The following is a 3,810-nucleotide window of genomic DNA, read 5'->3' as shown; positions in this document are numbered from 1 at the left end:
CCCGGAGCCGCTTCGCGTCTCCGACCTCTCCCGCAAGCGGGAGAGGCAACACGCTATCGCCGTGACACGATCGGATGATCTGATCCGGCCTGAACCCATCCCGCTCCTACTCGACCAGATCCAGCTCATGCGCGAAGGCTGCCGCCTGGGCGGGCCAGTCCGGCAGCCGGGCGCGGGCCGCCAGGCCGGCTTCGCGCAGCTGCAGCCGGGCGCCCGGATCGGTCAGCAGCCGGCGCAGCGCCTCGGTGAGCGCGTCGACATCGCCGGGCGGCACCAGGATTCCGGCATCGGGCGGCACCGTGTCCGGGATGGCGCCGCCGGTGGTGCTGACGACCGGCAGGCCGCGGGCCGAGGCCTCGGCCAGGGCCATGCCGTAGCCCTCGTGATGCGAGGGCAGCACGAACAGGTCGGACCGGTCGTAATGGTGCAGCAGCGTCGGCTCGTCGATCTCGCCGAGGAAGCGGATGCGGCCGGACAGGCCGGCGCGCTCCACCGCCGCCTGCACGGCCCTGGCATGCTCCGCATCACGCTCCAGGCTGCCGGCGCAGTCCAGCCGCCAGGGCAGGCCGGCCAGGCGCTGCAGCGCCGCGACCAAGTCGAGATAGCCCTTGCGCGGCGTCAGCGTGGCGACGCAGAGCAGCACCGGCGCCGCCTCGCCCGAGCCGTGGGCCGGCGGGGTCGGGTCGGTGCCCGGCAGCACCACGCCGATGCGCCCGGCCGCGACGCCGTAGCCGTGCAGGTCGCGGGCGGTGCCGGGGCTGGTGACGATCACCCGCCGCGCCGCCGCCAGGGCCGCCCGCTCGCTGGCCTCCAGCGCCTGGCGCTGCGCCGGGCTCAAGCCCTGCTCGAAGGCCAGCGGATGGTGGATCAGCGCCACCAGCCGCAGCCGCGCCGCCTCAGCTGCCATCTGCTGCGGCAGCACGCTGAAGGCCAGGCCGTCGACCACGACCAGCGCGTTGTCCGGCAGGCCCCGCAGCACCGCGGTGGCCTCGACGATCTCGGCCCGGCTGGGAAACGGGAACCCGTCCCCCAGCCGGCGCAGCGTCACGGGCCGGCCGAGCGAGCGCAGGCCCTCGACGATGCGCTTGTCGTAGATGTAGCCGCCGGTGCGGGAGTCCGGGTCGCCCGGCAGCAGGAAGGCGAGGCTCATCGCGCCAGCCGGCCCTCATAGGAGGCCCAGGCGACATGCGATTCGTGCAGGGTCACGGCCAGGCTCTCGATCGCCGCCGCGCCGGCCCCGAGCTCGCCCGCCGCAATGCGCGCGGCGATGCGGTCGAAGATGGTGCGGGCCAGCACCTCGGTCGTGGTGTTGCGCCCGGCGAAGGCGGCCTCGTCGTCCAGGTTGCGGTAGTTCAGCTCGCCCATCACCGCCTTCAGCGCCTCTGACGCCAGGCCGATGTCGACGACGATGCCGTCGGCGTCCAGCTCCGCCCGGCGGAAGGCCAGGTCGACCACATAGGTCGCGCCGTGCAGCTTCTGCGCCGGGCCGAACACGGCGCCGCGGAAGCTGTGGGCGATCATGAAATGGTCGCGGACCGAAACCGTGTACATGCTCACTGATCCTCTGCGTAGCGGATGCGCTGGCACAGCGCGCCGGCGGGGTCGGCCGCCAGCCGGGCCAGCACCTCGGGAAGCTCGTCGAAACCGCACTCGCCGCTGACCAGCGCGTCCAGCGTCGAGTCCTGCAGCAGCTCCAGCGCCTTGGCCATGCGCCGGGCATAATCCCAGCGCGGCCGCTGCGCCGTCGCCACCATCCCGACCTGGGAGGAGCGCAGCGTCAGGCGGCGGGAGTGGAAGGCCTCGCCCAGCGGCAGCAGTACCGGCGTGTCGCCGTACCAGCTGGCCTCGACCACCGTCGCCTCGACCCCGGCGAGGCCAAGCGCGGTGGCTGCGCCCTTGGGGTGGCCGCTGGCATGGATCACCAGGTCCTGGTCGCCCGGCGCGTCCGGCGGCAGGGCGAAGCCGATGCCGAGCGCCGCCGCCACCGCCGCCCGGCCGGGATCGGTATCGACCAGCGTCACTTCGCAGCCGGGGATCCGCCCGGCCAGCCGCGCGACGAGGCAGCCGACAACGCCGGCGCCGACCACGGCGATCCGGTCGCCCGGCCGCGCCGCCGAGTCCCAGACCACGTTCAGCGCCGTCTCCATATTCGCGGCCAGCACCGCGCGCTCCGGCGGCAGCCCCTCGGGCAGCGGCGTCACCGCCGAGGCCGGCACGACGTAGCGGGTCTGGTGCGGGTAGAGGCAGAACACGTCGCGGCCCTGCAGGGCCTCCGGCCCGGCCTCGACCGTGCCGACATTGATGTAGCCGTACTTCACCGGGCCCGGGAACACGCCGGCCTGGAACGGCGCCCGCATCGCCTGGTGCTGGCTGCGCGGCACCTTGCCCTGGAACACCAGCGCCTCGGTGCCGCGGCTGACGGCGCCGAAGCGGGCGCGGACCCGCACCTCGCCGGGTCCCGGCTCGGGCAGGGTCTCGGTGCCGATCCGGGCCTGGCCCGGCTTGAGGATCCAGAGGGCGCGCGCTTCCATGATGCCCCTGGAATAAGCCGCCGCGGCGCCCCTGGCCAGAGGCCAGCACCGAAGACCAACCAGACGGCACGGGAAAAACCGGCTACCGCTGCAACACGGTCAAGCCGCCCTCGCGCGTTGCCTATGGCCAAAGGGTTCCGTAGCTTGGGGCCGCAATCGGGAGGACGGGCATGTTTCTCGGCATCGATCTCGGGACCTCGGGGGTCAAGGTGGTGCTGGTCGACGGCGACCAGCGCGTGGTCGACCAGGAGGCGGTGCCGCTCGCCGTCTCGCGCCCGCATCCGCTGTGGAGCGAGCAGGACCCGGAGGAGTGGTGGCAGGCCACCGACCAGGCCGTGGTCGCGCTCAAGGCCCGCCAGGCCCAGGCGCTGTCCGGCGTGCGCGGCATCGGCCTGTCCGGCCAGATGCACGGCGCCACGCTGCTGGACGAGTCCGACCGGCCGATCCGCCCGGCGATCCTGTGGAATGACGGCCGCGCCGCCGCCGAATGCGCCGAGCTGGAGCGGCGCGAGCCGCGCTCCCGCGCCATCACCGGCAACCTGGCGATGCCCGGCTTCACCGCGCCCAAGCTGCTGTGGGTGGCGGCGCATGAGCCCGACGCCTTCGCCCGCACCCGCCGGGTGCTGCTGCCGAAGGACTACCTCCGCCTGCGCATGACCGGCGCCGCGGCGTCGGAGATGTCGGACGCCGCCGGCACGCTGTGGCTGGATGTCGGCACCCGGCGCTGGTCCGAGGCGATGCTGGCCGCCACCGGCCTCCCCCTCTCCGCCATGCCGGAGCTGTTCGAGGGCAGCCAGGCCACCGGCACGCTGCGGCCGGAGGTCGCCGCCGCCTGGGGCGTGCCGGCCGATGCCGTGGTGGCCGGCGGGGCCGGCGACAACGCGGCGGGCGCGGCCGGGGTTGGGGTGATCCGCCCGGGCGACGCCTTCCTGTCGCTCGGCACCTCCGGCGTGCTGTTCGTGGCCGATGCCGGCTTCGCGCCGAACCCGGCCGAGGCGGTGCACGCCTTCTGCCACTGCCTGCCGGGCACCTGGCACCGCATGTCGGTGATCCTCAGCGCCGCCTCGGCCCTGTCCTGGCTGGCCCGCCTCCTGGGCGGCACCGAGCCGGAGCTGCTGGCCGAGGCCGAGGCCGCCGACCCTGATATCGGCGACCTGCTGTTCCTGCCCTATCTGTCCGGCGAGCGCACCCCGCACAACGACCCGACGGCGACCGGCGTCTTCCTCGGCCTGACCCACGCCACCGGCCGGCCGCAGATGGTCCGCGCGCTCTTGGAGGG

General features: G+C 74.3%; 4 protein-coding genes. 1 reads left to right on the top strand and 3 read right to left on the bottom strand.

Going from position 1 to position 3,810, the window contains the following annotated elements; genetic code table 11:
- Positions 1 to 106: 106 nt before the first annotated feature.
- The 3 genes from ABDW35_RS33660 to ABDW35_RS33650 are packed head-to-tail and all read right to left on the bottom strand — an operon-like array spanning position 107 to position 2,531.
- Positions 107 to 1,150, bottom strand: coding sequence for a glycosyltransferase family 4 protein (locus tag ABDW35_RS33660; RefSeq protein ID WP_343718213.1), 1,044 nt, complete (start codon positions 1,148 to 1,150; stop codon positions 107 to 109).
- Positions 1,147 to 1,551 carry a 6-carboxytetrahydropterin synthase gene (locus ABDW35_RS33655; protein ID WP_343718212.1) on the bottom strand — a complete coding sequence of 135 codons (405 nt, stop codon included), beginning with the start codon at positions 1,549 to 1,551 and terminating at the stop codon, positions 1,147 to 1,149. The genes ABDW35_RS33660 and ABDW35_RS33655 overlap by 4 nt, the downstream gene beginning before the upstream one ends.
- A 2-nt stretch (positions 1,552 to 1,553) precedes the next feature.
- On the bottom strand, positions 1,554 to 2,531 hold the full coding sequence (locus ABDW35_RS33650; RefSeq protein ID WP_343718211.1) for a zinc-binding alcohol dehydrogenase: 978 nt from the start codon (positions 2,529 to 2,531) through the stop codon (positions 1,554 to 1,556).
- Between the two features lie 170 nt (positions 2,532 to 2,701).
- Between ABDW35_RS33650 and xylB the strand changes: the two genes are divergently transcribed.
- A partial coding sequence (xylB, locus tag ABDW35_RS33645) for a xylulokinase (protein WP_343718210.1) occupies positions 2,702 to 3,810 on the top strand: 1,109 nt, incomplete at its 3' end.

Origin of the sequence: Inquilinus sp., assembly GCF_039594555.1 — a bacterium.
Taxonomy (GTDB): Bacteria; Pseudomonadota; Alphaproteobacteria; order DSM-16000; family Inquilinaceae; genus Inquilinus.
The sequence above is the reverse complement of the archived record's forward strand: the minus strand, read 5'-3'. Positions and strand labels throughout refer to the sequence as shown.